This window comes from Variovorax sp. PAMC26660 (genome assembly GCF_014302995.1).
Classification (GTDB): domain Bacteria; phylum Pseudomonadota; class Gammaproteobacteria; order Burkholderiales; family Burkholderiaceae_C; genus Variovorax.
The window spans coordinates 1,139,806-1,166,504 of sequence record NZ_CP060295.1; the positions used below are offsets into that span (position 1 = coordinate 1,139,806).

The 26,699-nt window shown below is 66.1% G+C and carries 26 protein-coding genes and 1 pseudogene; 15 read left to right on the forward strand and 12 right to left on the reverse strand.

Translation table 11 applies throughout. The annotated features are described in order from the left end of the window. Window positions 1-4 precede the first annotated feature (4 nt). Together hydA and H7F35_RS05385 are read left to right on the forward strand one after the other, a co-directional pair. The gene (hydA, locus tag H7F35_RS05380) at window positions 5-1,462 is read left to right on the forward strand and encodes a dihydropyrimidinase (RefSeq protein WP_187111920.1); all 1,458 of its coding nucleotides are present in this window, start codon (window positions 5-7) and stop codon (window positions 1,460-1,462) included. Between the two features lie 20 nt (window positions 1,463-1,482). After that, complete coding sequence (locus H7F35_RS05385) at window positions 1,483-2,739, forward strand: Zn-dependent hydrolase (RefSeq protein ID WP_187111921.1); 1,257 nt, start codon at window positions 1,483-1,485, stop codon at window positions 2,737-2,739. Between the two features lie 22 nt (window positions 2,740-2,761). On the opposite strand, the gene H7F35_RS05390 is transcribed toward H7F35_RS05385, so the two are convergent. Beyond that, window positions 2,762-3,979, reverse strand: coding sequence for an acyl-CoA dehydrogenase family protein (locus H7F35_RS05390; protein WP_187111922.1), 1,218 nt, complete (start codon window positions 3,977-3,979; stop codon window positions 2,762-2,764). A gap of 141 nt (window positions 3,980-4,120) precedes the next feature. Here H7F35_RS05390 and H7F35_RS05395 point away from each other — a divergent pair, with 141 nt between their 5' ends. The 5 genes from H7F35_RS05395 to H7F35_RS05415 all read left to right on the forward strand — a co-directional run bounded on the left by H7F35_RS05395 (window position 4,121) and on the right by H7F35_RS05415 (window position 9,997). Next, the gene (locus tag H7F35_RS05395; RefSeq protein WP_187111923.1) at window positions 4,121-5,470 is read left to right on the forward strand and encodes an NUDIX domain-containing protein; all 1,350 of its coding nucleotides are present in this window, start codon (window positions 4,121-4,123) and stop codon (window positions 5,468-5,470) included. 104 nt (window positions 5,471-5,574) lie between these two features. Continuing rightward, on the forward strand, window positions 5,575-6,201 hold the full coding sequence (locus H7F35_RS05400) for a sugar dehydrogenase complex small subunit (RefSeq protein ID WP_187111924.1): 627 nt from the start codon (window positions 5,575-5,577) through the stop codon (window positions 6,199-6,201). Between the two features lie 44 nt (window positions 6,202-6,245). Beyond that, window positions 6,246-7,898 (forward strand): GMC family oxidoreductase, encoded by a 1,653-nt coding sequence (locus tag H7F35_RS05405; RefSeq protein WP_187111925.1) that lies wholly within the window; start codon window positions 6,246-6,248, stop codon window positions 7,896-7,898. 5 nt (window positions 7,899-7,903) lie between these two features. Continuing rightward, complete coding sequence (locus H7F35_RS05410; RefSeq protein ID WP_187111926.1) at window positions 7,904-9,382, forward strand: c-type cytochrome; 1,479 nt, start codon at window positions 7,904-7,906, stop codon at window positions 9,380-9,382. 96 nt (window positions 9,383-9,478) lie between these two features. Next, window positions 9,479-9,997: a GNAT family N-acetyltransferase gene (locus H7F35_RS05415; protein ID WP_187111927.1), complete on the forward strand. Its 519-nt coding sequence runs from the start codon at window positions 9,479-9,481 to the stop codon at window positions 9,995-9,997. Between the two features lie 96 nt (window positions 9,998-10,093). Here H7F35_RS05415 and H7F35_RS05420 read toward each other — a convergent pair whose 3' ends face one another. Next, entirely contained in the window at window positions 10,094-11,095 is a 1,002-nt protein-coding gene (locus H7F35_RS05420; RefSeq protein ID WP_187111928.1) for a phosphotransferase enzyme family protein, read from the reverse strand. Between the two features lie 179 nt (window positions 11,096-11,274). On the opposite strand from H7F35_RS05420, the gene H7F35_RS05425 reads away from it, so the two are divergent. The 3 genes from H7F35_RS05425 (at window position 11,275) to H7F35_RS05435 (ending at window position 12,925) form a co-directional block, all read left to right on the forward strand. Further along, entirely contained in the window at window positions 11,275-11,697 is a 423-nt protein-coding gene (locus H7F35_RS05425; protein WP_187111929.1) for a hypothetical protein, read from the forward strand. A gap of 67 nt (window positions 11,698-11,764) precedes the next feature. Further along, window positions 11,765-12,148 (forward strand): nuclear transport factor 2 family protein, encoded by a 384-nt coding sequence (locus H7F35_RS05430; RefSeq protein ID WP_187114154.1) that lies wholly within the window; start codon window positions 11,765-11,767, stop codon window positions 12,146-12,148. Between the two features lie 138 nt (window positions 12,149-12,286). Then, entirely contained in the window at window positions 12,287-12,925 is a 639-nt protein-coding gene (locus tag H7F35_RS05435) for a hypothetical protein (protein ID WP_187111930.1), read from the forward strand. A 537-nt stretch (window positions 12,926-13,462) separates the two neighbouring features. On the opposite strand, the gene H7F35_RS05440 is transcribed toward H7F35_RS05435, so the two are convergent. The 8 genes and pseudogenes from H7F35_RS05440 to H7F35_RS05475 form a co-directional block, all read right to left on the reverse strand. Further along, the gene (locus tag H7F35_RS05440) at window positions 13,463-13,687 is read right to left on the reverse strand and encodes a hypothetical protein (RefSeq protein WP_187111931.1); all 225 of its coding nucleotides are present in this window, start codon (window positions 13,685-13,687) and stop codon (window positions 13,463-13,465) included. A gap of 189 nt (window positions 13,688-13,876) precedes the next feature. Beyond that, window positions 13,877-14,749 carry a hypothetical protein gene (locus H7F35_RS05445; RefSeq protein ID WP_187111932.1) on the reverse strand — a complete coding sequence of 291 codons (873 nt, stop codon included), beginning with the start codon at window positions 14,747-14,749 and terminating at the stop codon, window positions 13,877-13,879. 37 nt (window positions 14,750-14,786) lie between these two features. After that, on the reverse strand, window positions 14,787-14,981 hold the full coding sequence (locus H7F35_RS05450) for a heavy-metal-associated domain-containing protein (protein WP_187111933.1): 195 nt from the start codon (window positions 14,979-14,981) through the stop codon (window positions 14,787-14,789). Window positions 14,982-15,205: 224 nt separating this feature from the next. Continuing rightward, window positions 15,206-15,583: pseudogene (cueR, locus tag H7F35_RS05455) on the reverse strand (Cu(I)-responsive transcriptional regulator); the annotation flags it as partial. Between the two features lie 22 nt (window positions 15,584-15,605). Then, a complete protein-coding gene (locus H7F35_RS05460) occupies window positions 15,606-16,634 on the reverse strand; it encodes a 2Fe-2S iron-sulfur cluster-binding protein (protein ID WP_187111934.1) in 1,029 nt (342 codons plus the stop codon). After that, window positions 16,631-16,912 carry a glutaredoxin family protein gene (locus H7F35_RS05465; protein WP_187111935.1) on the reverse strand — a complete coding sequence of 94 codons (282 nt, stop codon included), beginning with the start codon at window positions 16,910-16,912 and terminating at the stop codon, window positions 16,631-16,633. Before H7F35_RS05465 ends, H7F35_RS05460 begins: the two co-directional genes overlap by 4 nt. A 55-nt stretch (window positions 16,913-16,967) precedes the next feature. Beyond that, window positions 16,968-19,526 (reverse strand): heavy metal translocating P-type ATPase, encoded by a 2,559-nt coding sequence (locus H7F35_RS05470; RefSeq protein WP_187111936.1) that lies wholly within the window; start codon window positions 19,524-19,526, stop codon window positions 16,968-16,970. A 139-nt stretch (window positions 19,527-19,665) separates the two neighbouring features. Continuing rightward, on the reverse strand, window positions 19,666-20,127 hold the full coding sequence (locus H7F35_RS05475; protein WP_187111937.1) for a MerR family DNA-binding protein: 462 nt from the start codon (window positions 20,125-20,127) through the stop codon (window positions 19,666-19,668). Between the two features lie 80 nt (window positions 20,128-20,207). Between H7F35_RS05475 and H7F35_RS05480 the strand changes: the two genes are divergently transcribed. Beyond that, the gene (locus H7F35_RS05480) at window positions 20,208-20,804 is read left to right on the forward strand and encodes a hypothetical protein (RefSeq protein WP_187111938.1); all 597 of its coding nucleotides are present in this window, start codon (window positions 20,208-20,210) and stop codon (window positions 20,802-20,804) included. Window positions 20,805-20,861: 57 nt separating this feature from the next. After that, window positions 20,862-23,078, forward strand: a complete 2,217-nt coding sequence (yccS, locus tag H7F35_RS05485; protein WP_187111939.1) for a YccS family putative transporter — start codon at window positions 20,862-20,864, stop codon at window positions 23,076-23,078. Window positions 23,079-23,088: 10 nt separating this feature from the next. On the opposite strand, the gene H7F35_RS05490 is transcribed toward yccS, so the two are convergent. Further along, window positions 23,089-23,778, reverse strand: coding sequence for an isochorismatase family protein (locus H7F35_RS05490; protein ID WP_187111940.1), 690 nt, complete (start codon window positions 23,776-23,778; stop codon window positions 23,089-23,091). Window positions 23,779-23,788: 10 nt separating this feature from the next. Next, the gene (gene ycaC, locus H7F35_RS05495; RefSeq protein ID WP_187111941.1) at window positions 23,789-24,424 is read right to left on the reverse strand and encodes an isochorismate family cysteine hydrolase YcaC; all 636 of its coding nucleotides are present in this window, start codon (window positions 24,422-24,424) and stop codon (window positions 23,789-23,791) included. 222 nt (window positions 24,425-24,646) lie between these two features. Between ycaC and H7F35_RS05500 the strand changes: the two genes are divergently transcribed. From H7F35_RS05500 to H7F35_RS05510, 3 genes are all read left to right on the forward strand, one after another. Beyond that, window positions 24,647-25,030, forward strand: a complete 384-nt coding sequence (locus tag H7F35_RS05500) for a hypothetical protein (RefSeq protein WP_261803534.1) — start codon at window positions 24,647-24,649, stop codon at window positions 25,028-25,030. A 183-nt stretch (window positions 25,031-25,213) separates the two neighbouring features. Then, window positions 25,214-25,912 (forward strand): Bax inhibitor-1/YccA family protein, encoded by a 699-nt coding sequence (locus H7F35_RS05505; RefSeq protein WP_187111942.1) that lies wholly within the window; start codon window positions 25,214-25,216, stop codon window positions 25,910-25,912. A 21-nt stretch (window positions 25,913-25,933) separates the two neighbouring features. Continuing rightward, window positions 25,934-26,479, forward strand: a complete 546-nt coding sequence (locus H7F35_RS05510) for an Rrf2 family transcriptional regulator (RefSeq protein ID WP_187111943.1) — start codon at window positions 25,934-25,936, stop codon at window positions 26,477-26,479. The last annotated feature ends 220 nt before the right edge of the window (window positions 26,480-26,699 follow it).

The window sequence follows — 26,699 nt, forward strand, 5'->3', positions numbered from 1 at the left end:
CGCCATGACCGTACTCATTCGCGGTGGCACGGTGGTCAACGCCGATGCCGAGCACCGTGCCGACGTGCTCTGCCAGGGGGACAAGATCCTCCATGTCGGCACCGACCTGCAGGTGCCGACCGGCGCCGAGGTGATCGACGCCGGCGGCGCCTACGTGATGCCTGGTGGCATCGACCCGCACACCCACATGCAGTTGCCCTTCATGGGCACGGTCGCGGCCGACGACTTCTTCAGCGGCACGGCGGCGGGGCTGGCCGGCGGCACCACCAGCATCATCGACTTCGTGATTCCCGATCCGAAGCAATCGCTGATGGACGCCTTTCGCATGTGGCGCGGTTGGGCCGAAAAATCCGCCGGCGACTACAGCTTTCACGTGGCCGTGACCTGGTGGAACGACAGCGTGCATGCCGACATGGGCACGCTGGTGCGCGAACATGGCGTGAACAGCTTCAAGCACTTCATGGCCTACAAGAACGCGATCATGGCCGACGACGAGATCCTGGTGAAGAGCTTCCAGCGCTCGCTGGAACTCGGTGCCATGCCCACGGTGCATGCCGAGAATGGCGAGCTGGTCGCGATGCTTCAGCAGCAACTGCTGGCACAGGGCATTCGCGGCCCCGAGGGCCATCCGCTGTCGCGCCCGCCGATGGTCGAGGCCGAGGCGGCCAATCGCGCCATTGCCATCGCCGAGGTGCTGGGCGTGCCGATCTACGTGGTGCATGTGTCGTGCGGCGAGGCACTCGAAGCCATCACCCGCGCCCGCGCGCGCGGCCAGCGTGTGTACGGCGAAGTGCTGGCCGGCCACCTCGTGGTCGACGAGAGCGCTTACCGCGATCCGGATTTCGCGCGCGCCGCCGCCCATGTGATGAGCCCGCCCTTCCGCTCGCGCGAGAACCAGGCCATGCTGTGGCGCGGCCTGCAGGGCGGCAACCTGCACACCACGGCCACCGACCACTGCACCTTCTGCGCAGATCAGAAAGCCGCCGGCCGCGACGACTTCACGAAGATCCCCAACGGCTGCGGTGGTGTGGAAGAACGCATGGCCGTGTTGTGGGATGCCGGCGTCAATGCGGGCCGGCTCACGCCTTCGGAGTTCGTGCGCGTCACCTCGACCAACGCGGCGCAGTTGTTCAACCTGTATCCGCGCAAGGGCGTCATTCAAGCCGGGGCCGATGCCGACATCGTGGTGTGGGACCCGAAGGCCACCAAGACCCTGTCGGTGAAGACGCAGCACTCCAAGAGCGACTTCAACATCTTCGAAGGCCGCGAAGTGACGGGCGTGCCGAAGCACACCGTGAGCGCGGGCCGCTGGGTCTACCGCGACGGCGACCTGCGCGCCGAGCCGGGCACCGGCCGCTACCTCAAGCGCCCGCCCTTCGCACCGATGTTCACCGCGCTGGAGCGCTTCAAGCACCAGCACACACCCACGGCCGTCGTGCGCACCGACGCACCGGCCCACTGAAACACCAAGGAGGCTAGAACATGAATGCAGTCGTGGACAACCACACGTTGACGATCAATGGCGAGCGTCTGTGGAACTCGCTGATGGAACTGGCGCGCATCGGCGCCACCCCCAAGGGCGGCGTCAAGCGGCTGGCCCTGACCGACCTCGACAAGGAAGGCCGCGACCTCGTGGTGTCGTGGGGCAAGGAAGCAGGGCTGAGCATCACGGTCGACAAGATCGGCAATGTCTTCATGCGCCGCGAAGGCACCAACCCCGCGCTGCCGCCCATCGTGTCGGGCAGCCACATCGACACCCAGCCGACCGGCGGCAAGTTCGACGGCAACTACGGCGTGCTGTCGGCGCTGGAAGTGGTGCGCACGCTGAACGACCAGGGCATTCGCACCGAAGCGCCCATCGAGGTCGCGTTCTGGACCAATGAAGAAGGCTCGCGCTTCGTGCCGGTGATGATGGGCTCGGGCGTCTTCTGCGGCGCGTTCAGCCTCGAACACGCCTATGCCGCGAAAGACACCGAAGGCAAGACGGTGCGCGAGGAGCTGGAGCGCATCGGCTACGTCGGCAGCCAGACGCCGGGAGACCACCCCATCGGCGCCTACTTCGAGGCCCACATCGAGCAGGGTCCGGTACTGGAAGACGCGGGCAAAGTGATCGGCGTGGTGCCTGCGGTGCTCGGCCTTTCGTGGTACGACTGCGTGGTCACCGGCATGGAAGCGCATGCGGGCCCGACGCCGATGCACCTGCGCCGCGACGCGATGCAGGTGGCGACGCGGATCATGCAGGAGGTGGTGGCCATCGCACTGCGCTACCAACCCTACGGGCGCGGCACGGTCGGCATGGTGCAGGTGCACCCGAACAGCCGCAACGTGATTCCGGGGCAGGTGAAGTTCTCGGTCGACCTGCGCAACGTGAACGACGAATTGCTCGACCGCATGCACGCCGAGATCCTCGCGTTCGTCGAGCGCACCGGCCGCGAGACCGGGCTGGGCGTGACCATCGAACGCGTGTCGTACATCCCGCCCTGCCCCTTCCACCCCGACTGCGTGGAGGCCGTGCGCCGCGCGACCGAAAAGCTCGGCTACTCGACCATGGACGTGGTCTCGGGCGCGGGCCACGACGCGATCTATGCGGCGCGGCTCGCACCGGCCGGCATGATCTTCGTGCCGTGCAAGGACGGCATCAGCCACAACGAGATCGAGGACGCGCAGCCCGACCACCTGACGGCCGGCTGCAACGTGCTGCTGCACGCGATGCTCGAACGCGCGAAGCGCGTCGACTGAAGCCCTCGCCGCTGCTTGCTTCTTACTGGTACGCCGCCAGTTCTTGCCTGGCGATGGCGTTGCGGTGCACCTCGTCGGGGCCGTCGGCCACGCGCAGGTGGCGCTCGTAGGCGTAGAAATGCGTGAGCAGCGTGTCCTGGCTCAGGCCCATCGCGCCGAAGGCCTGCATCGCCCAGTCGATCACCTTGACGCAGTTGTTGGGCGTCAGCACCTTGATCATCGCGATCTCTTTCGCGGCGACCTTGTTGCCGACCGTGTCCATGCGGTAGGCCGCGTTCAGCACCATCCAGCGCGACTGTTCGATCAGCATGCGCGACTCGGCAATGCGCTCGCGCCACACGCCCTGCTCCGACAGCAGCTTGTGGAAGGCGGTGCGCGACACCAGCCGCTGGCACATCATCTCCAGCGCCGACTCGGCCATGCCGATGGCACGCATGCAGTGGTGGATGCGGCCGGGGCCGAGGCGGCCTTGCGCGATCTCGAAGCCACGGCCTTCGCCGAGCAGGATGTTCTCGACCGGCACGCGCACGTTGTCGAACACGATCTCGGGATGGCCGAACGGCGGGTCGTACATGCCGAGGAGTTGCATGTCGCGCACGATGGTCACGCCGGGCGTGTTCTTGGGCACCAGCACCATCGACTGCTGCCTGTGGCGGTCGGCGTTGTCGGGGTCGGTCTTGCCCATCAGCACGAAGATTTCGCAGCGCTCGTTCATGGCGCCGGTGATGTACCACTTGCGGCCGTTGATGACGTACTCGTTGCCTTCGCGGCGGATGCTGCAGCGGATGTTGGTGGCGTCGCTCGATGCCACTTCGGGCTCGGTCATCGCGAACGAGGAGCGGATCTCTCCCGCAAGCAGCGGCGTGAGCCAGCGGTCTTGCTGGGCCTTGGTGCCGTAGCGCGCCAGCACCTCCATGTTGCCGGTGTCGGGTGCGGAGCAGTTGAATATCTCGGCGCACCAGTAGCGCCGGCCCATGATCTCGCACAGCGGCGCGTACTCGACGTTGGTCAGGCCCGGCCCGTGTTCCGACTCGGGCAGGAACAGGTTCCACAGTCCGCGCTCGCGCGCCTTGGCCTTGAGGCCGGCCATCATCGGCAGCTCGGCATAGGGGCGGCCGGCAAGCGCGTTGGCGGCCAGCTCTTCCTCGCGGCGCTTTTCGTTCGGGTAGACATATTCGTCCATGAACTTCAACAGCTCGTCGCGCAGCGCGATCACCTTGGGTGTGAATTCGAAATGCATCAGGCGTCCTTCAACAACAAAGTGCGGTGAAGTTAAGCCGCGCGGGCGGGTTTGGACGGTCCTTCACGCGACAGGCACCCGGTGCGGCTGTCACCTTCGCAGCAGCGGCCCGGTGGCCAAGCGGCGCGAGAATGCATTCCCATGACTACAAGAACACCGGAGACTCCGCAGAAACCCGCAGCGCCGCGCCCTGTGCGCGCCGCGGCCACGCTCATCGTGCTGCGTGACGAGGGCCGCGGCCTCGAAGTGCTGATGCTGCGCCGGGCCGAGAAGGCCAACGACCAGAACAGCGGCGCGAGCGTGTTCCCCGGCGGCGTGATCGATGCGCACGACCGCAGCCTGCACACGCAATGCAGCGGGCTGGACGATGCCGCCGCGAGCAAGCGCCTGGCAGTGCCCGAAGGCGGCCTCGACTACTACGCGGCCGCGATCCGCGAATGCTTCGAAGAAGCTGGCGTGCTGTTCGCCACCGATCCGTCAGGCGCGCTGGTGAGGCTCGATGGCCTGCCACCCGAGCAGCTCGCGGCCATGCGCGATGCGGCCGTGCAGGGCACCGATGCGCTGCTCGCCCTGTGTGCGGAACACGGCTGGCAACTCGCGGTCGACAGGTTGACCTACTTCACCCACTGGCTCACGCCGCCGGGCATGCCCCGCCGCTTCGACACCCGCTTCTTTCTTGCACCGATGCCCGCCGGGCAGAGCGTGCGGCCCGATGGCAGCGAGACCGTCGAGCACATGTGGCTGAAGCCCGCCGAGGCGGTCGACCCGGCGCGCGGCCTCAAGCTGATGAACGTGACGCGCAGGATCCTGGAGCAGCTTGCGCAGTTCGCGAGCGCGGACGACGTCATCGCGCATGCGCGCGGCCTTCGGCACATCCCCCGCGTCATGCCGCGGCTGGCCAGCGGGCCGGCGGGGCTGCGGCCGGTGAACATGGAAGAGCCGGCGTATGACGAGATCAGCCTCGTCGATCCGGACGGCAAAGGCCACGGCCGCTATGCGCACGAGGCCGGCCTTGTCATGCGCCTGTCCGCGCAGATCGTGCGTGTGACGGGCGCGGCGGCGGACGCATTGGCCCACAGCTACTTCGTGGGCACGGCGGGCGGCGATTGCGCGCTCATCGATCCGGTGCCGGCGGATGCGGCCCATGTCGAAACGCTGCGCGCGGCGGCGCCAGGCCGGGTCCGCTGGATTCTGTGGACACAGGCATCGGCCGGACCATCGGTGCATGCACACGACGCGCTTGCAGCCGCATGGCCCGAGGCGTCGATGGCGCAGCCGGCGCCGGGCGAAGAACTCACCGTGGGCGACGCGAGACTGCGGGTACTGCCCGGCACCGGGGACGAACAGGCGCGCCGGTTTCTTCTGGTGGAAGAGCACACGCTCTTCACCGGCACCGCCCCACAACCCGTGGCCGGCGACGACGGCACGGGCAACATCGAATGGATCGCGCCCGGCCAGGGTTTCGTGCGGCGCGTGTTGAACGGCGTGTAGTCCTGCACGCCGCGATGCCGCACCCGGACACTCGGGTATCGCTGCGGGGTCCACACTGCGGCGGTGCGTAATTTTCACTTTCATCAGCGGCGAAGGAAGAACCCATGTCACGCGACATCCCCATGAAGGAGGGTTCTGCCACGGTGCCCACCGGCCCCACGCGACGCGACGTGGTGCTGGCCGCGGCGGCAGTGGCCGCGCAGGCCACCTTCTTCGGATGGCCCGGCATCGGCGACGCGCAGACATCGCAGGCTGCTGGTGCAGCCGGCGCGGCCGACCCCGAAGCCATCGGCCGCTTCCTCGCATTCTCCAAGGCCATCACCGGCCACGACGACATCGACCCCACCACGGCAGCGCGCATCCACCAGGCCATGCAGCAAGGCAACGCCGCGTTCTCCGGGCAATCGGAGGTGCTTGCGCGCCTGGTGCAGCCCGGCATGGCGCCCGACGCGCTGCTCACGGCCGCCACCAGCGCGGGCGTGCGCGAGGCGGCGCTCGCCGTGGTCACGGCCTGGTACACCGGCACTGTTGTCGCGGGCTCGACCACCACCGTTGTCGCCTATGAGCAGGCGCTCATGTACCGCCCGGTGGCCGACGCGCTCACCGTGCCGACCTACTGCAATGAAGGCCCGATGTGGTGGACCGCCGCGCCGCCCGAAGTCGGCGTGCCGACGCCGCAAGAAGCGGCAAGGCCTTCGCCCACGCCGCCGCCCGTGATGCGCAGCCAGTAGGCGCGGTCTTTCCTTCAACGGCACCCACAACAGAAACATCCCCGATGAAGAAAGCAGTGTTCGATTCAGATGGCAACGCGACGGCCGACGTGGTCGTCGTCGGCTCCGGCGTGGTCGGCGCGATGATCGCCGACCAGCTCGCCGGCGCCGGCCATGCCGTGCTGATGCTGGAGGCAGGCCCGCGCATCCAGCGTGCGCAAGCGGTGGAGAACTGGCGCAACATGCCTTTTGCCAACCGCGTGGGCTCGGACTTCCAGGGCCTGTTCCCGCAGTCGCCCATGGCGCCCGCGCCGCTGTACTTTCCGCCCAACAACTACGTCGGCCTTTCGGGGCCCGACGGCCAGGGCTTCCAGCAGGGCTACCTGCGCGTGGTCGGCGGCACGACCTGGCACTGGGCCGCATCGAGCTGGCGCCACCTGCCGGTGGACCTGCGCATGAAATCGACCTACGGCGTGGGCCGCGACTGGCCGATCAGCTATGACGACCTGGAGCCCTACTACTGCCGCGCCGAGGAACAGATGGGCGTGGCCGGCCCGAACGATCCGGCGCAGCAATCGCCTTCGGAGCGAAGCAAGCCCTACCCGATGGACATGGTCCCGTGGAGCTATGGCGACAAGCGTTTTGCCGAGGTGGTGAACGCGCACGGCTACCGCTCGGTGCCGATTCCGCAGGGCCGCAGTACGCGGCCGTGGAACGGGCGGCCGACCTGCTGCGGCAACAACAACTGCCAGCCGATCTGCCCCATCGGCGCGATGTACAACGGCATCCACCATGTGCAGACGGCCGAGGCCAAGGGCACGGCGCTGCTGCCCGAGGCCGTGGCGTATCGCATCGACACCGACGCGAACAACCGCATCACCGCCGTCCACTGGTACGACAAGGACAGGAAGTCGCACAAGGCGACCGGCCGCCAGTTCGTGATTGCCTGCAACAGCCTGGAAACGCCGCGCCTGCTGCTGCTGGCCGCGAACGACCGCAACCCCAAGGGCATTGCCAACAGCTCCGACCAGGTGGGCCGCAACATGATGGACCACTCGGGCTTTCACTGCACCTTCCTGGCCAGCGAGCCGCTGTGGATCGGCCGCGGGCCGGCGCAGAGCAGTTGCCTGGTGGGGCCGCGCGACGGCGCGTTCCGCAGCGAGTATTCGTCGAACAAGATGATCCTGAACAACATCACGCGCGTCGGGCCGGCCACGCAGCAGGCGCTGAAGATGGGGTTGGTCGGCAAGGCGCTCGACGAAGAGATCCGCCGCCGCGCGGCCTTCGGCGTCGATCTGTCGATCAGCCTGGAGCCGTTGCCCGACCCGAACAACCGGCTCACGCTGAGCACGACGCGCCGCGACCCGCTGGGCCTGGCCTGCCCCGAGATCCACTACGACGTGGGCGACTACGTGCGCAAGGGCGCGGCGGCGGCGCACAAGCAGTTGGAGCACATCGGCAGCCTGTTCGGCGCGACGGAGTTCAACATCACCACCGCGCTGAACGCCAACAACCACATCATGGGCGGCACGATCATGGGGGCCGATGCGAAAGACTCGGTGGTCGACGGCGACTGCCGCACGCACGACCACGACAACCTCTGGCTGCCGGGCGGCGGGCCGATTCCCTCGGCCAGCGTGGTCAACAGCACGCTGACGATGGCCGCGCTGGGCCTGAAGGCGGCCGACGCCATCGGCCGCGCACTGGCAAAAGGTTGAAGCGCATGCGCATCCTTTCTTGCGCACTGGCCGCCACGCTGCTCGTCTTCGGGGCCGGCACGGCCATCGCGCAGGACGCGCCACCGGCCGCGCTGATCGACAAGGGCCGCCAGCTCGCCATCGCGGCCGACTGCATGGCCTGCCACACAGCGCCCGCCGCGTTCGGGCTGCCCGGTGGCGGCAAGCCTTTCGCGGGTGGCTATGCCATCGAGTCGCCGCTGGGCACCATCTACGCGACCAACATCACACCATCGAAAGTGGCGGGCATCGGCGACTACACCGAGGCCGAGTTCGCGCGTGCGCTGCGACAAGGCATCCGGCGCGACGGCAGCCATCTCTACCCTGCGATGCCCTACACCTCGTACACGCAACTGAGCGACGAGGACACCGGCGCGCTCTATGCCTACTTCATGCACGGCGTGGCGCCGGTCGATGCCGACGCGCAGCAGACGACGTTGCCCTTTCCCTTCAGCCAGCGCTGGTCGATGGCGGTGTGGAACCTGCTGTTTCTCGACAACAAGCGCTTCGTGCCCGACGCGACAAAGAGTGCCGAATGGAACCGTGGCGCCTACCTTGCCGGCGCGCTGGGCCATTGCAGCGCCTGCCACACGCCGCGCAACGCGCTGATGGCCGAGCGCGGCGGCCAGGCTTTCGCGGGTGGCGCAGTCGGCCCCTGGTACGCGCCCAACATCACGTCCGACCCCGTCAGCGGCATCGGCGCCTGGAGCGAACAGGAGCTGGTGCAGTACCTGCGCACCGGCCGCGTCGAGGGCAAGGCGCAGGCGGCAGGCGGCATGGCGGAAGCGGTGCAGAACAGCCTGCAGCATCTGCCCGAATCCGATCTGCATGCGATTGCCGTGTACCTGAAAGGCACGCCGCCCATCCGCGATGCGCAGCCATCCGGCGGCAACGACAAGCCAGCGCATGCTTGGGGCGCGCCTTCGAGCACCGAGGCCACGCTGCGCGGCAGCCAGCCCTTCAACAGCGTGGCCCGGCTCACGAGCGGCGAGCAGTTGTACAACGGGTACTGCGCGAGCTGCCACCAGTCCAACGGCGCCGGCAGTCGCAATCAGGCCTACCCGTCCCTGTTCCACAACACGGCCACCGGGCTGTCGAACCCGGCGAACCTCGTTGCGACGATCCTGTACGGCGTAGACCGGGAGGTGGGCACAGAGCACGTGCTGATGCCGCGCTTCGACAAGCTCTCGTATGTCGACCCGTTGACCGACGCGCAGATCGCCGCCATCTCCAACTACGTGCTCGGCCGCTACGGCAACGGCGCAACGCGCGTCAGCGAAGAAGACGTGGCGCTGGCGCGGGCCGGTGGCCCCCGGCCGCTGCTGGCGCAGGTGCAGCCGTACATCCTGCCGGCGATGATTGTTGGCCTCCTGCTGCTGGCGTGGCTGGTTCGCGCGGTGTGGCTGCGGCGCCGGCGGCGGGCGGAGCTGGGTTCCCGCAACGAGAAAGGCATCCAGCGCGAATGAGCGTTCATGCCGCGCAGCCGGTGGTGGTGACCGGGAGCGGCCTTTCGCCTCTGCGGCAAAATTCGGCCGGACCCCGTCACCCTGGCCTCATCACGCATGCATATCCGTCGCCTCACACTTCAAGACGTGCCCTCGTTTCGCGCACTGCGCTTGTCTGCTCTGCGTGATGAGCCCACGGCGTTTGGCGCCAGCTATGAAGAAGAGGCGGCGTTCTCACCCGAAGTGACTGCCACCCGCCTTGCAGAGCATCCCGATCAGGGTGTTTTTGGCGCGTTCGATGGCGCCACACTGCTCGGCATCATCGCGCTCAGACGCGAGAACATGCGCAAGCTGCGACACAAGGGAATGATCTTCGGCATGTACGTCGCCCCTGAGGCTCGGGGCAAGGGCATCGGCCGCAGCTTGCTCTCGCAAGCGCTCGCATTGGCACAGTCGGTGCCCGAACTGCTTCAGGTGAATTTGAGCGTCAACGCCAGCAACGTTGCCGCGATCTCGTTGTACGAGTCACTGGGCTTCGAGACATTCGGTCGAGAACCGGGTGCCATGAAGATCGACGACGTCTTGCACGAAGAGCTGCACATGTTCTGGCACCCAGTGAGGCCCACCGGTGTTTGAGCGCTTGCTCCGGAGCAGGCTCAAATTGGCTTGAGGCCCGGCGCGGCTGGTGGCGTGCGGTCTACCGCCGGCCTGAAACGGAACCTGCCCGTTGCCTTACAGCGGCAGCTCCAACGTCTCCCAATTTCCCAGCATCGTCACCTGCCGACGCAGATAGTCGGTCGGCATTGCTTGCGATCCCCACACGGGAACCCGTCCTGCGTACTCTCCCAGGAGCCACAGTTGCCGCACCGCCATGAAGCGCGCAATGGCGACAAGGTCGACATCGGCGACAGGCCTCACCTCGCGATAGGCAGATATGAAATGCCGCCATTGGCCTTTCGCTTTGTCGCTCAACTGGCCTTCGGGCGTGCGGGGATGGAGGTTCCACGGATAGATCGCCAGCTCGTAAGCCAGATAGCCGGGGCCCGACTCGTCGAAGTCAAAGAACACCGCTTCCCGCTTGCCCCGTGCAGTGCCAACGATGAAGTTGTTGCCGCCATGTGCATCGCCGTGGCACAGCACGCGGCTGAGCTTGCCCATGGCCAGAATGTCGTCGTGAAGGCGTCGCCCCAGCACCTCGAAATGCGGGCGCAGCTCGGCAGTCATGGTCGCGGCACGCAGCAGCCCCTCCAGCGGCCGCAGCAGCAGGTAGTCCAAGTCCAGGCGGTAGGTGCTGTCTGGCCCGTCGTAGCTTTGGCCTGCAATGTGCAGCCCCGCCAGCCCGCGCGCGAAGGCTCCGATGTCATCGATCGAATCGCCCGTGAACTCGCCATCCAGATATTCGAAAAGCATCAGTTCCCTGTGGCCCTCGGGCAGCGCCACGTGTATCGCGACCTCGCCGCCTGCAGCTGACAAGCAGCGAGACACAGGACATCCATGTTGCGCTAGATGCTCGAGCGCGGCGGCCTCGAACAACACGTTGGGGCCGCCTCTTGGGCGCTCGGCGCAAAGTCGGGCCACCACGCGTTGCCCGCTGGCGAAGCTCAGTCGATAGACCTGGTTGAAGCTGCGCCGAAGAAATTCACTTTCGACCACCTTGCCCAAGTTGTAGTGCCGCTCCACAAGCATCGCAATGCTGGCCGCCGTCGGCGTGGATTGCGCGATTTCAATTTGCATCCGTCCCCCTTGAGAAAGGCGCGATTATGCGGAGCCGATGCCCTGGGCCTGGCCACAACCCCCTCTTTGATTGCTGCAAGCCATCTACGGCTCAAGAGAAACGTCCCGGCCGCAAGGGCAAAATGCGGCCACGCTCAGACACCTGCACGGCACCTCCAGTTCACTCCCAAAACCAATCCATGACCGGTTACGTCCGTCTCAGAGACCGGAGGTTCGACGTCACATCGGCCGTCGTTCAGCATTCCAACGGGCGATGGAACGTGGAAATCGACACCGCGCCGAAGGCGTTCGATGGCGAGATGTGGACGCCCAGGCTGTATCACCAGGGCCTGCGACTGCTGGCGCATACGGGAGAAAGCCTGCAAGGCTCGAGCACCTCGTGGGGACGAAAGACGGACGCCGCATACCCTCACCCCGAGCTGGGTTTGATGTACGTGTTCGGCCACCACGATGTGTACGACTCGACTTTGGCGTTCGGCCGCCTGGACGCCGGGCGCATCGAACTCTTGTGGGACGGGCTTTGCGACGTGTTCTGGTCCGATGACTTCACCGAGGCAGTGCCATTTCAGTGTCGCTGTGTTGCGGCGTTGCGCCATGGCTGAAGCCAGGACCGGTCTTTCACCAGGCGTTTGAGTCATGAGCAAAAAAGGCTTTGATGGAGGTCAGATGATGGAAGAGCAGAACATCCGGACGGCTATCGATCGACATTGGGCTGCATCCGCTGCAGGCGACCAGGCCGTCGAGCATGAGATCTATCACGACGATGCCGTGTGCATGTACCCGCAGTCGGGCGAAGTCATCCACGGCCGGCACAACCTGCAAGCGCTTCGCAGCCATCACCCTGGGAAGCCATCCGGGTTCGTCGTTCGACGGACCGTCGGAGAGGGCAATCTCTGGGTGACGGAGTACGTGATCAACTACGAAGGCCAGCGCACCCACACCGTGAGCATCATGGAGTTTCGGGATGGCAAGGTGTCGCGCGAGACCCAGTACTTTGCCAATCCTTTCGATGCGCCCGCCTGGCGCTCGCAGTGGGTCGAGCGGGAAGCGTGATCGACGGTGGCAATGAACAGACACCTCCATAGCTGGTGCATCGCATGGGCCGCCGGTTGCACGATGGGGGCAACAGCCTTCGGCGCAACTGCAGCAACTGCATCCAGCGCAGGAAAGTCTCCATGCGAAGGGCTTCCCATGAGAAAGGCCCCAGCCGTTCGCTATCACCCGGCCGATGGTTCGACGTATCTCAGCGCCCAGTTGCCGGTATCGGTCGCAGACGCAGAGCGGGGACTGCGCGCTTCGGCAACGAGGCAAACTTATGGCGGCTCCAATGGGGTCGGCAAGGTCCTCGTCCCGGAGCGCGGCCGCTTCTCGCTCGAAGACCAAACATCGGTGAGAGAACGCGCCGTTGCAGGCCATCGTGACGACGCCGGCGCAACCGGGCCGGCGTATCGCCGTCTGATGCAGCGCCCGCTCGACGCGGGCGAGCGCCAATACGGGCTCAGACCTGAAGTGACGACGAAGACAGGCTCGACGGAGCTGGCGCACTGGCAGACCGGCTCGTACACGATGAACGGCAAGCCGGCGATGATGTCATCGGACTTTGTCTTGTCATTGCGCCCCATGGGTCCATGGAAAACTGAACTCAACGTGTATCAGCACCGCGTAAGGATTTTCACTGGCCGGGAGGTGAGGATGAATGCCCACGCCCTCATGCCCTACATCGACTGCCGCGAACAATCAGAGGATCGAGCGGTGCCCGAAGATCTTGAGGTGGTGATGCAATGGGCACGCACTGCGATCTATGCAGCGCCGCCCGCCGGCGCAAAGTAGGAGGGTTCGCTGAAGTGCCGAACCAAACTGCATCGCATTTTTTCTTCGTTTTTCGAGGGCTGTTGAGTGCAGTGGCCTTCAGCGTGGCAAGTCTCGATGCATGGTCCCAAAACTCTGTTCCTGCGCAGAACTGTGATTTGCCGGCCCCGCCTCGTGCGGCCGCGGTCAACTCAATCCATGGCCAGTTCATCTTCATCTACCCCAGGCAAGTTGAAGAAAAATACAGTGGCTGCAGAACCGTGTGGACTCACCTCAATACGGTGCTTGCACAGATGAGGTTCAGCCGAGGTCGATTGGTGTCACTCGAGTTGTTTGAGCCTGGAGACGAAAAGACAGCCATGAGGTGCCGCTATGCCGACGGCGCCCTCAGGACGCGAAATACCGACTGCCCCGCGTATGAAGATGCGAAACAAGGCTTCAGAACAATGCCCGTCGACGTAGAGCTGCGCGTTCTACCCGTGCCGCCTGAGAAGGACCCTCGCCGCGACTAGCGTCCAGCTTCCTTCCGTCGCTCCCTGCCAGACATCTCTCGCTGGCTCAAAGCACCGGGGTGCGGGCCACCTCGCTCAGGACTTCATCGAAGTCAAGGCGCAGCAGCTCGACGAGCTTGTCAACGTCCCTCAACTTCATGGCTCCGCTCGCCATCAAGGTTTGGACGCGCCGCTCGGACGTGCCTATCACACCCGCCACGTCGCCAAGAGTGAGGTCGGCCTCGGCAAGCTCTCTTCGAAGAATCGCAAGTAGATGTGGGGTTCCGTTCATCGCTGGGTCGGGAGGGCATGGAGACTCGCGTTTGAACTGCGCGGCTTGGACAGTCCAGGCCGATTGTCCCAAGCCTGGCGATACCTTGGACTGGCTGGTCGCAAGGTATCGTCTCCTGCCGCCCAAGGTATCGCGGTATCACGTACGACCCGAGCACCAGCCAAGGTCGTCAACGTGAATCGTGGGAAGTCACGACGCCGCCGGCACGGTGACAACGAACGGCACGGTTCGCACCTCGCCGCCGGCCTTGAACTGGATCCACAGCGCGTACCGACCCGCACGCGGGGGCGTTGCGTGGAGCATCAGTTGGGCTGGGATGGCAGCCTTCGGATCGCCATGTGACCCAGACCCATGTGCCCCGTGCGGGGCATGGCCGCCCTTCGGCGCGTCCGCAGCCACGGCATGCGCATGAACATAGCCGAGGTCGTCGGTGCCCACGAACACCGCATGCGCCGGCACGCCCAGATAGAGCCCGAGGTCCGTCGCCGGTTTACCGGCCTTCAGGATCGTCAACGCCATCATGCTTTCGGCTCCGACCCGCAGCGCCGAGGCGTCCAGGTTGACCGTATAGGGGCCGTCGGAGCCTTTGGCCGAACCGACGGGTACTTGTGACAGCGCAGTCGGGCCCGTTGCAACGCCCACGGGCACTTCGAATCGAACGACCTGCTGGCCGAGCCCCTTCGACATGGCGTCGGCGTAGACATGGTAAGTCCCGGGTTTCGGAAAGCGCATCGCGACGCTGAAGCGTCCGTCCGCCCCACGCTTGCCTGCATGCTCGTGCACGAAGCTCGAGAAATCGGTGTCGGTCGCCAGCACGTGCAGTTCCTGCGTCAGTTCTTCGTCGAACTGCGTGATGGGCCGGCCCGTCGCCTTGTCGGTGAAAGCGATCAGCAACTCGCGTGTGAGCGGCCCGGTCTCCCGGACCACGAGCTCGGCAGTGGCCTTCTCGGTCACGCCGGGAAGGGCAAAGGTGCCCTTCAGGGGCGCCTGTGCCGCGATCGATGGCAGTGCCGCGGTGCCTATCACCGCCGCGCCGATCGCCAGAAGGTTCTTGATGCTCATGAGTCTTGCGCCTCGATCAGTCGGACATCGCTGCGGGTCACTGCCTGTCCGGATACCCGGCCTCGGTCAGCACCGCGAGGAATGCGCTCTCGTCCATGGCGCTGTCGACCCGGACTTCACGCGCGGGCGGGTCGGTTTCGATGCGGGCTTGCGGATCGATGCTCAGCAGCGCCTTGGTGACGGACTTGGCGCAGCCGCCGCAGGTCATGTTGGGAATGTAGAAACGATGCATCTTGATTTCCTGGTTGGTTGCTGTGTTCGACTAATGTGGGTTTTGACAGCGTGGCAAGGTCAAGACTTTTCAGCGAATTTTTTGTCTTGATGTGCCGCGGCTCACGAAGGAGCCGCCATGGCAGCGCGATGGTGTGACGAGGCGGGCGTGTCGAACCCGAACCGGGGCGCCCTGTGCGGCGCCTGCGAACGCTGTTCCGCCGCCGCTGCGGCAGTCCGCTCAGCCAGGTCCGCAAGAATCGGGCAATCCGGGCGGTCATTCCCGTGGCAGTGATCGGCCAGGTGCCCGAGCGTTTGCGCCATCGCCTGCAGTTCGGCGATCTTCGCGTTCAGGCCGGCGACGTGAGAGAGCGCCATCGCCTTGACGTCGGCGCTCGCCCGGTCACGGTCGAGCCACAAGACCAGCAGCTCCGAGATCTGTTCGACAGAAAAGCCGAGGTCGCGGGCGCGACGGATGAAGCGAAGGCTGTGCGCGTCCGTCGCGCTGTAGTTTCGGTAGCCGGCATCGGAGCGGTTGGCTTTGGGGATCAGGCCAATCTGTTCGTAGTAGCGAATCATCTTCGCCGAGACGCCGGAGAACTTGGCCGCCTGACCGATATTCATCATTTTTTCCTCAGAGGGGGATTCATCGAATGCCGCGCGCCGATGTTTCTTCGGGCGTGAAGAAAACATCGGCATGCAGGTCCTCGGACCGCAGCCCGCGTGCCGCACCGATCTGCATCGCCGCCTCGACCATCGGCGGCGGCCCGGCGACATAGGCTTTCCAGCCGTCGAGATCCTGCAGGTCCTGGGCGACGGCATCGGTCACGAAGCCGGTGCGCCAGCGTGCGCCCCCAGGAGCATCGGAGAGGACGGGCGTGAAGCTCAGGTGGGCGTGCCGTTGCGCGAGCCCCTCGAAATGCTCGACGAGGTAGAGATCGCGGTCGCTGCGCGCGCCGAAATAGACATGGATCGGCTGCTTCATGCCGCCTGCGATTGCCGCCTCGACGATCCCCTTGATCGGCGCAAGGCCCGAGCCGCCAGCGATGCACAGGATCGGCCCGGCATGCTGCTCGCGCAGATAGGAAGCGCCGAACGGCCCTTCGACCCACACCGGATCGCCGGGCTTCAGCAGCGCGTGGATGCGCCGGGTCGTGGCCCCACCCGGCACTCGGCGAATGTGGAATTCGAGTTGTTGCTCACCCGGCCCGCTCGCCATCGAATAGTCGCGGGCGGGAGCGCCCGGGAACGTGAGCCGCACGTACTGGCCCGCCGTGAAGGCCAGCGGATCGGCACCCTCGATGGCGAGCTGGACATGCTTGATGTCGTGTGTGACGTTGGCTATCGCGGTCACGCGGCAGTTCAGGCGGCGGCGCGGATGAGACGGGGTCTCTTCGTCGCCGCCCAGCCGCGCAACGCTCGCATCCGTTGTCGGGACTGCGCGGCAGGCGAGGATCAGCCCCTGCGCCTTCTCTTCGTCCGACAACGCGAAGCGGCTGTGATCGAGAAGATCGACCGCGCCGCTGACAAGGCGCGACTTGCAGGACCCGCAGCGGCCGGAGCGGCAGCCATGCGGATAGGCGATGCCGTCGGCGAGTGCCGCTTCCAGGATCGTGACGCCCTGCGGCACCGCGATGGCGCGCCCCGCCTGGCGTAGCTCTACGTGCTTCGTCATGGCGCGCTCTCTTGGGCGGCATTGAACAGGCCGAGTGCCACAGTCAGGCCCGGCTTTTGCGACGGGAACGTGCCGTAGAAGACCTGCTCACCCACCAAGGTGATCGGTGCGACACGCACGCCGGTGCGCGCCTTGGCCTGCGCCATGATCTCGGGGTCGGTGAGGTCGCTCTCTTCGAACGCGATCCCCTCTCGCTCCAGCCAGGTCTTCAGCATCCGGCAGTCGGGGCAAGTCGGCGTCGTGTAGATGATGACGTCGGGATGAGCTGCGCTGGCCATGACGGCCTCCTTCATCTTGTGTGGGTGTTCAGCCAGGCGGTGCTTCGACCCGGGATCAACGGTCATTCGCCAGGCGTGGCATGGGCGATGCCGTCTCGGCGCGGGCTTCGACCGCCATGGGTGCGCTGAAGCGCTTGAGCCGCAGCGCGTTGCCGAGCACGAAGACACTGGAAAGCGCCATCGCGGCCGCGGCGAAGATCGGCGAAAGCAACATGCCGTTCACCGGATAGAGCGCGCCGGCCGCGACCGGGATCAGCACCGCGTTGTAGGCGAAGGCCCAGAACAGGTTCTGCTTGATGTTGCGGATCGTCGCCTGGCTGAGCGCGATGGCGTTCGGCACGCCACGCAGGTCACCCGACATCAGCACCACGTCGGCCGCCTCGATCGCCACATCGGTGCCCGTGCCGATGGCCAGCCCGACGTCCGCTTCAGCAAGTGCCGGCGCATCGTTGATGCCGTCGCCCACGAAGGCGACCCGCGCACCGTTGACCCGGAACTTCTTCAGCGCCGCGACCTTGCCGTCGGGCAAGACCTCGGCCGCCACTTCATCGATGCCGAGCTGCCGGGCGATTGCCGCGGCCGTGGCCGCGTTGTCGCCGGTGATCATCGCGACCTTGAGGCCGAGTGCGTGCAGCGCCTTGATGGCCGCGGGCGTGGTTTCCTTGATCGGATCGGCGACCGCGATCACCGCCGCCAGCCGGCCGTCGATGGCGGCATAGAGCGGGCTCTTGCCTTGCGCGCCCAGACGCTGGGCGGTCGGCAGGAAGCTCGCCACATCAAGACCGAGCTGTGTCATGAACCGGTCCGCGCCGACGGCGATGGTCCGGCCCGCAACCTTGGCCGACACACCGAAACCCGGTGTTGCGTCGAAGCCTTCGACGGGTGCGAGCGCGATGTCCCGCTGCTTCGCGGCTGCAACGATTGCTTCGGCGATCGGGTGCTCGGAACGGGTCTCGACCGCCGCCACGAGCGCCAGCACCTCGTTGTATTCGAAGCCTTCGGCGGGCACGAGGTCGGTCAGCTCGGGGCGTCCCTTGGTCAGCGTGCCGGTCTTGTCGAGCGCGATGACGGTCACATCGCGCAGCGCCTGCAGGGCTTCGCCCTTGCGAAAGAGAACACCGAGTTCGGCCGCGCGGCCCGTACCGACCATGATCGAGGTCGGCGTGGCCAGCCCCATGGCACACGGGCAGGCAATGATGAGCACCGCGACCGCATTGACGAGCGCGAAGGTCAACGCCGGGTCCGGCCCGAAGATCAGCCAGACCCCGAAGGTCAGCGCGGCCGCTGCCATCACCGCCGGCACGAACCACATGGTCACCTTGTCGACCAGCGCCTGGATCGGCAGCTTGGAGCCCTGCGCTTCCTCGACCAGGCGAATGATCTGCGCGAGCACCGTGTTCGCGCCGACCTTGGTGACGCGGAAACTGAAAGCGCCCGTCTTGTTGATCGTGCCGCCGACGACTTCGGCGCCCACCCCCTTCGACACAGGCACCGGCTCGCCGGTGATCATGCTTTCGTCGACATAGGAAGAGCCTTCGACGACCTCGCCGTCGACCGGGATCTTCTCGCCCGGACGAACGAGCACCACGTCACCGGTGGTCACCTGGTCGAGCGGAATCTCGACGGTGTTGCCGTTGCGCTCGACGCGTGCGGTCTTGGCCTGGAGTCCCACGAGCCGCTTGATCGCCTGCGAGGTGCGCCCCTTGGCGCGCGCCTCCAGCACGCGTCCGAGCAGGATCAAGGTCACGATGACCACGGCGGCTTCGAAGTACACGTTGGCGGTGCCCTGCGGCAGCACTTCGGGGACGAAAGTCGCGACCACCGAATAGCCGTAGGCCGCCGCCGTGCCGACCGAGACCAGCGAGTTCATGTCGGGGGCACCGCGCAGCAACGCCGGCACGCCCTTGCGGAAGAAGCGCAGGCCCGGTCCGAACAGGACGAGGGTGGCCAGCACGAACTGCACATACCAGTTCGTCTGCTCACCCAGGACGCCCATCACCCAATGGTGCATGGCGGGAATCAGGTGCGAGCCCATCTCGAGGACGAAAACCGGCAAAGTGAGAGTGGCCGCAATGATCAAGGAACGCCGCAGCGCCCGCGCCTCGCTCTCGCGACGCTCCGTGTCCTGGTCGTCCGCATTCGGCGTTTCGGCGGACAAGCGGCGGGACTTGTAGCCCGCCCGTTCGACCGCCGCTTCAAGGTCGGCCGTGGAGACGACGCCGGCAAGGAAGCGCACGCGCGCGCGCTCGGTCGCCAGGTTGACGTTGGCTTCGAGCACGCCCGGGATTTGTGCGAGCGCCTTCTCGACCCGGCCCACGCACGACGCGCAGGTCATCTCCTCGATCGCCAGCTCGGTGGTTTCTTCGCGCACGGTGTAGCCGGCGCCTTCGATGGCACGGACAGCCGCCTGCGGATCGGCCGCGCTGCTGAAGGTGATGTCGGCGCGCTCGGTGGCGAGATTGACCGCGGCCGTGTGCACACCGGGGACCGCCTTCAGCGCGCGCTCGACACGGCCGACGCACGATGCACACGTCATACCTTCGACCGGCAGGCTCAGGCGAGTGACCGGCGACCCGGAGGGATTGACGCCTTGTTGGAGGGCAACGGAAGCCATGGAACGACCCTTTGAATGTTTGTTAGGCAAATCTTAAAGATTGACATCGTGTAAAGGTCAAGGCCTTTGAGTGATTTACTTCGTCAAGCGCGAGTTCGACGTTCTGTCGGCTCCGCTGCAGCCGTGATCTGGCTGCGCGCTACCGATGGCTCCGTGCTTCGCAGCCGGCGAATCCCTTGAGGTCAGCCAACTCATCCAGGATGGGACATTCCGGGCGGTGGTCACCCTCGCAGCAGGCGGCCAGGCGCTCCAGCAGGCGCTTCATGCGCTCCAGCTCCTCGATCCGCTGGGCAAGGTCGTCTGCCCGTTCGAGCGCGACGCGCTTCACGTCGAAGCTCGCGCGGCGCCCGTCCCTCCACAGCGCGTGCAGTTCCACGGCTTGCGGGGTTTCGAAACCCAGCGCGTGTGCCCTGCGGACGAAGCGCAATGTCGATACTGCGCGCGCGTCGTATTGGCGGCTGCTCCCATCGTCGTGCGCCCTGCTGCCAAGCAGGCCCAGAGACTCGCAGTCGTGCAGCAATTGCGCAGACGCGCCGGATCGCGCAATGACTTCGGCGAGGAGCAAGCGCTCCGCGGTAGCAGGCGCCATATGGTCTTCCATGGAGATCTCCTTCCAGTTAAAGGGAAAAGTCTCCACGTTCACACGGTTGGAATGTCAAGGGGTTCACCTCAGGCAGACGCATGGCAATTTCTTCAGGCAACCCTGTTTTAATGGCGCCTTGTCGACGAGGTCGACGCCCGGGCACGCGTTCGATGCAGGCGGCCCGCAATACAAAAATGTGTAGGGAGGAGAGCACTTTGGAGATAGATGCGAAGGTCGTGCTTTCGACCGCCATGGTGCTCGTGGCGCAGGCACTCTCTTTCTGGTTCATCTATCGGATCTGGAAGAAGCTGCGTCAGCCCAAGACGCGCGCTCCATCTGGTGCCGGCCTTGCAACGAGCAAGGACGGGGATGTTCGCGTGGCGGCAACTTTCACCGGTTTGCGCGGCCTGCCGTGGGTCGCGTTGGCGAGCAATAGCCTGAATCCCGTTTTCCGCATCGAAGATCAGCACCTGGCTTTCCGGGTGCTGCGCCAACAAAAACGGTCTTATTCGGACATTCGCGAGGTCGATGTCCGCGAAGCCTATGGCACGTTCAACCTGATCTTTGCCTTTCGCGACACGCGCCTGACGTTTGTGGCCAATGTGGGCACGGCTGCCCGTGGCGCACAGGCGCTGGCATTGCTGCCGGACAGCGTCCCCCTCTCCGCACGCGCGCGGAAAGCGCGCGAACCGTGAGTCATCGCGCCTGAGGGGTCGCCACGACCCGTGGCATGCATCGTGCAAGATCGCACCATGCTTTCCCTGTCTTCCGACGCGCTGCGCCAGCAGTTGCGGTCTTTTGCCTCCCGCGCGCAGCCGCTGCGCATCCTGCTCACGCTCGGCAGCCTGATGGCCGTGTGCGGCTACACCGGCCATCCCGATGCGGTGATCCCGCTGTTCCTTGGCGCCATTGCCAGCGCGCTCGCCGAAACCGACGACAGTTGGCGCGGCCGCTTTCGCGCGCAGCTCGTCACGCTGGCGTGCTTCGCGGCGACGGCGTTCGCGGTCGAGGCGCTGTTCGGTTTGCCGCTGCTGTTCATCACCGGGCTCGCGCTCGCGGCCTTCAGCCTCACGATGCTGGGTGCGGTGGAGGCGCGCTACAAGGCCATTGCCTACGCGACGCTGATCCTGGGCATGTACGCCACGCTGGGCATCGAGAACATGACCGCGCACGGCGCCGTCGTGGCCAGCCGTGGACGCGAGCCCCTGTTGCTGCTGGCGGGCGCGGCCTGGTATGGCGTGTTCTCGGTGCTCTGGTGCGCGGCCTTTCCGGCGCAGCCGGTCCAGGCGCGGCTGGTCATGCTGTTCACGGTGCTGGGCAACTTCGTGCGCTTCAAGGCCTCGCTGTTCGAGCCTCTGCGCGGCATCGACATCGAGCGCAAGCGGCTGTCGCTCGCGCAACTCAATGCACAGGTGGTGACCGAGCTGAATGCCGCCAAGGAAAGCATCTTCCGCCGCATCGGTGCGCGGGCGCCGACGGGGCGCATCTCGCGCTACCGCGGGCTGTACCTGATCGCGCAAGACGTGCACGAGCGCGCCAGCTCCTCGCACGACGACTACAACGCGCTGGCGGACGCCTTCTTCCACAGCGACCTGCTGTACCGCTGCCAGCGCGTGCTGGACCTGCAGGGCATCGCATGCCAGCGTCTCGCGGTGTCGATCGAGCGGCGCGAGCCCTTCGAGGTGGGCACGGAAACCGTCCAGGCGCTGGCCGACCTGCGCAGCGCCATCGCGCACGAACGCACGCGTGCGTCCACGCCCGAGCGGCTGGTGCTGCTGGCCTCGGTCGAGGCGCTTGCGCGCAATCTCGCGCAGCTCGACGGGCAGCTCACGGGTGCGAGCCAGCCGTCGGCGCGCGCCGGCCGGACCGAGATGGGTTTGTTCGACCGTTCCCCGCGTTCATGGCGCGACGCGATCGAACGCGTGCGGCGTCAGCTCACAGCGCGCTCGCCGCTGTTCCGGCATGCGTTGCGGCTGTCGATGGCGCTGGTCGTGGGCTATGGCGTGATGCACCTGATCCATCCGGCGCAGGGCTACTGGATCTTGCTGACCACGCTGTTCGTGTGCCAGCAGACCTATGGCGACACCATCTCGCGCATGGGCCAGCGCATCGCCGGCACGGCGCTGGGCGTGGTGGCCGGCTGGGCGCTGCTGCAGCTGTTTCCGCAGCCGCTGGTGCAGTCGGTCATTGCGGTGGTCGCGGGCGTGCTGTTCTTCGCGACGCGCACCACGCGCTACCTGCTGGCGACGGCCTCGATGACGCTGCTGGTGCTGATGTGCTTCAACCAGGTCGGCGACAGCGGCGTGCTGCTGGTGCCCCGGCTGGTCGACACCGCCATCGGCAGCGTGATCGCCGGGCTCGCCGTGCTGCTGGTGCTGCCGCACTGGCAGGCGCGCCGCATCAACGAGCTGGCGGCCACGGCCTTGCGTGGCCATGCGGGCTACCTGCGGCAGATCGTCGCGCAGTACCGCACGGGCGCACGCGATCACCTCGACTACCGGCTGGCGCGACGCAACGACCACAACGCCGATGCGGCCCTGTCGACCGCCGTGTCCGACATGTTCCGCGAGCCGGGCTACGTGCGGCCACGCGCGGGCGTGGCGCTGCGCTTTCTGATCCGCTCGCACACGCTGCTGAGCTATCTGTCGGCGCTGGGCGCGCACCGCGCGGCGCTGCCCGATTCGGCGCAGATGGCGGTGCTGCGCACTGCGGCAGAAGGCGCAATTGCAGCGCTCGACGCGCTGGCGGCCGGGCTGGAAAGCGGCTCGGTCGATGGCCCGCGCGACACCGCCGCGGAGTCGGCAGCGCGCGCCGCATTGGCGGACGCGGTCGCCGCCAGCGGCGAAGCCGATCCACAGGCGCGCACCTTTCACACGGAGCTGGGTTTGATATGGCTGCAGATCGACGCCCTGCGCAGCCATGCGCGTGAATGGCTGCAGCCGGAAGGCACCGAGCCCCCGACCGCATAGCAGCAGGCCCTCAGCCGCGCTGCGAATCCAGCTGCTCGCTGTTCTTCACGACCTCCTGCGCCTTCATGTAGCTCTCGATCAGCAACTGGTACGGCGGGAACACGGCGCTGTACGCCTCGGCCCATTGCAGCGCGTCTTCGCGGTTCCAGGTCTTCTGGATCTCGGAGCAGACGGCCGCGGTGTCGATCGGCACCACGCCGGCCTGCACCACGCGCGCCAGCGTGATCTCTTGCGCCATCTTCGAGTAGGTGCCCGAAGCGTCGATCACCGCGAACACGCGGTAGCCCTCGTGCGCCGCCGCGATGCTGGGGAAGGCCATGCACACGCTGGTGATGGTGCCGGCAATGATCAGCGTGCCTCGGCCGGTGGCCTTCACGGCTGCGACGAACTCGGGGTTGTCCCAGGCGTTGATCTCGCCGCGGCGCGCCACGTACTGCGCATGCGGCGCGTACTTGTGGACTTCAGGGATCAGCGGACCGTTGGGCCCCTGCGGCACCGATGCGGTGGTGATGACCGGAATCTTCGCCAGCGCCGCGACCTTGGCCAGCGTGGTGACGTTGGCGCGCAGCTCGGTCATCGGCATGTCCTTGACGGTCTGGAACAGGCCGCTCTGGTGGTCGATCAGCAGCATGACGGCGTCGTCGGCGTCGATCACGGGCTTGCCGCCGTTGAAGTTGGCGATGTTGTTCGGTGTGCTCATGGCGTACTCCTTACTTGCCTTGCCGGGCTTGGATCAGTTGCGTGTGGCTGGTGATCAGGTTGCGGTAGTCGGGAATGTGGTTGGAGAACAGCGTGCCCAGCCCTTCGACGTCGTTGCGCCAGTCGCGGTGCAGCTCGCAGGCCACCCCGAACCAGGTCATGAGCTGCGCGCCGGCCTGCGACATGCGGTCCCAGGCCGAATGGCGCGTCACTTCATTGAAGGTACCCGAGGCGTCGGTGACGACGAAGACCTCGAAGCCTTCGGCAATGGCCGACAACGCCGGGAAGGCGACGCAGACTTCGGTGACCACGCCTGCGATCAGCAGTTGCTTCTTGCCGGTGGCTTTCACGGCCTTGACGAACGCTTCGTTGTCCCAGGCGTTGATCTGGCCGGGACGGGCGATGTAGGGCGCTTCGGGAAACTGGGCCTTGAGTTCGGGTGCGAGCGGGCCGTTGGGGCCGTTCTCGAAGCTGGTGGTCAGGACGGTCGGCAGCTTGAAGTAGCTGGCAATGTCGGCCAGCGCGAGCACGTTGTTCTTGAATTTGTCGGGGTCGATATCGCGCACCAGCGACAGCAGGCCGGTCTGGTGGTCCACCAGCAAAACGGCAACGTCGTTCTTGTCGAGGCGGACATAGGGCTTGGTCATGAAAGGTTCTCCTGGAAGTTGAGGTGAATGCCCGGCTCGCAGAGGTCGCCGATGCATGTCCAGAAGACTAAAAGCGCAGCCAGGACTCCGGTAGTCGGCCAGATTTGCCATGACCGTCTCATCTCATGGACGATGAAAAACACCCGAACATCCGTGCGGCCCGGTCGGAGAAAGCGCCGTGTTTCGGCCGGGCCGGCCGGCGGCGGGTAAAATTACCCCTTCATGTCCCGCTGGTTTGCCGCTACTGTCCTTGCCCTCATGTTGTCCTGCTACGGCTTTGCCGTGCTTGCCCACAACCTGATCGGTGCCGGCCATTCGTACGGCAACAACCAAACCGCCTCCCAGGTCAGCCAGGTCGAACAGACCCTGGTCACCAGCGTTTCGCTCGCCGACGCGGCAATCGGCGATGCCGATTCGGCATCGGACGATGCAGCCAACATCGACGAAGCAGGCTCGGAACACGCCGAGCTGGTCGATGCCCGCAACGACGTGCGCCTGCCGCAGCGTCTGTCGGAGGAGCCGCCGAAACTCGGCCTGACGACCACGATCTCGCCGTTCCTCGAACGGCCCAAGCGGCCTCCCCGGCTCGCCACCTTCGTCGCCTGAGGCCTTCCGGCCTTGCGCGACCGGGAGCCCCCGCGGCTCCTGCCTCTTCGATACGGCCTGCCGGCCTTCCGGCACACCCGCATCGCAACGACACCTTCCCTTCCGGCCGTTCGCCAACTGCACGTGCCATTCCGTCCAGACCGGCATCGGTCCACATCCCTTCAAGGAAATCAGGAAATCACAATGAACAACAGCCCAACCACTTACCACCCCGGCTTCGACGCACCGATCGCCTCGGTGCAGGAGCGCAACCGCGTTCTGCGCAACACCTACTGGCTGCTCGCGCTGTCGATGGTGCCCACCGTGCTCGGCGCCTGGATCGGTGTCTCGACCGGCCTGGCGCGTGCCATGTCGCCCGGCATCGGCCTGATGGTCTTTCTCGGCGGCGCCTTCGGCTTCATGTACGCCATCGAGAAGACCAAGGAATCCGCCATGGGCGTGCCGGTGCTGCTGGCCTTCACCTTCTTCATGGGCCTGATGCTGTCGCGCCTGGTCGGCACCGTGCTCGGCCTGTCCAACGGCGCCAGCCTCGTGATGACGGCGTTTGCCGGCACCGGCGCGATCTTCCTGGGCATGGCCACGCTGTCGTCGGTCATCAAGCGCGACCTGTCGTCCATGGGCAAGTGGCTCTTCATCGGCGCCATCCTGCTGCTGGTGGCGGGCATCGCCAACTTCTTCATCCAGTCGAGCGCGCTGATGATGACGCTGTCGGTTGCCGCCATCGGCATCTTCTCGGCCTTCATCCTGCACGACCTCAAGCGTGTGAAGGACGGCCTGGAAACCAACTACATCTCCGCCACGCTGGGTGTGTACCTCAGCATCTACAACGTCTTCCAGTCGCTGCTGGCCCTGCTGGGCATCGCAGGCGGCCGGGACGAGTAATCCCCACAAAGGAAAACTGACATGCGCCTCACCACCAAAGGCCGCTTTGCGGTCACCGCGATGATCGACATCGCATTGCACGGCCGCTCGGGTCCGGTCACGCTGGCATCGATCAGCCTGCGCCAGCGGGTCTCGCTGTCGTACCTGGAACTGCTGTTCGGCAAGCTGCGCCGCAACGAACTGGTCGAATCGACCCGGGGTCCGGGCGGCGGCTATTCGCTCAGCCGCAAGGCGGCCGATATTTCCGTGGCGGACATCGTCCTCTCGATCGAGGAACACGATACCGAGTCCACCCGGCGACGCGACAACGGCGCCCCTGGCGACGTCGGCCGCTGCGAGATCGACGAGCTCTGGGCCACCGTGAATCTTCGCGCGGTCGAGTTCCTCAAGTCGATTTCGCTGCAAAGCCTGGTCGACGAGCAGAAGGCCAAGGGCGTGCAGCCCGCGACGCGGCAGGACACCCGGCGTGCGCCGGCCGGCCAGCCCGCCACGCGCAAGCCCTTCGTCGTGGACGCGCCCAACTCCGTGTTTGCCTTGGGCTTGCGCCACCAGCAAAGCGCCAGTTAGGTCCGCCACCACTGCCGCCCACAGGGCGGCAGCAGCAGCGAGCCACAGACCGACCGCCTTCGCGGCCCATGCAGCCAGCCCTCCGCCACGGATCGACGTGGTGGCGAGCTGGTGCCTGCATGGGCCTTTTTTCGTTGGCGACGACTGCTGCTTTCCCGCGCGGCAGTCTTGGGATTTCTTCATGTTGCAACGCAACACCAAAGGCACAATGCACCGTTCA